General features: G+C 68.5%; 1 protein-coding gene. It reads right to left on the bottom strand.

The annotated features are described in order from the left end of the window. Window positions 1-807, bottom strand: an 807-nt coding sequence (locus AC3ERT_RS36570; protein ID WP_488180761.1) for a cytochrome P450 family protein, incomplete at both ends; no start/stop codon positions are given.

Below are 807 nucleotides of genomic sequence, written 5' to 3'. Positions count from 1 at the left end.
AGCCAGGTGCCACAGGGACGTGCCGATCGCGCTGTAGGTGGTGCTGATGCCGGCGATGAGCAGCAGCACGATCGTGCCGATGACGTGGTTCGGTTCCAGCTTGCGGCCGTGCATCTCCGCGTCCAGAAGGTAGCTGATCAGGTCGTCACGGGGCTGCTCGATGTGCTTGTTGACCTCCGCGAGGAGATAGATGAACACCCGGCCCATGTGCTCGATGCGCTCGTCCCGCGACTGCTTGCCCTCGCCCTCCAGGTTGACGGCGAGCTGGTGGAACCGTTCCCGATCCTCCGGCGGCAGGCCGAGCAGGTCGCCGATGACCCGGCTCGGGATCTGCCGCGCGTAGTCGTGGGCGGCGTCCACGACGTCCCGCCCCTCCAGACCGTCGACGAGGGAGTGGCAGAACGTCCTCGTGCCGGACTCGAGCTTGGCGACCGCGGTCTTGGTGAACGCCGGCAGCAGCAGCTTGCGCGCGCCGTGGTGGAACGGCGGGTCGGAGGTGATGGGCGGCGCTTCGCCGATCGGCGCCAGGTCCCGCGGCGGGCGGAACTCGGTGAGGTTGGCTCCGAGCGAGGAGAAGCGGTCGGTGTCGTAGGCGATCGCCGCGACGTCCTCGTACAGGGTGGGCAGCCACACACCGCCGAACCGTTCGGTGTGCGCGATCGGGCACCTTTGCCGCAGGTCGTCCATGATCGGGAAGGGGTCCTCGGACCACCGCGGGTCCAGGTGCGAGAAGTCCGTCGCCCAATCGGTGACCGGGCCGGTGATGATCTCGCCGCGGGAAACATGGAACCGGTCCCGGTCGGAGTG

This window comes from Actinacidiphila sp. bgisy145 (assembly GCF_057708125.1).
The sequence above is the reverse complement of the archived record's forward strand: the minus strand, read 5'-3'. Positions and strand labels throughout refer to the sequence as shown.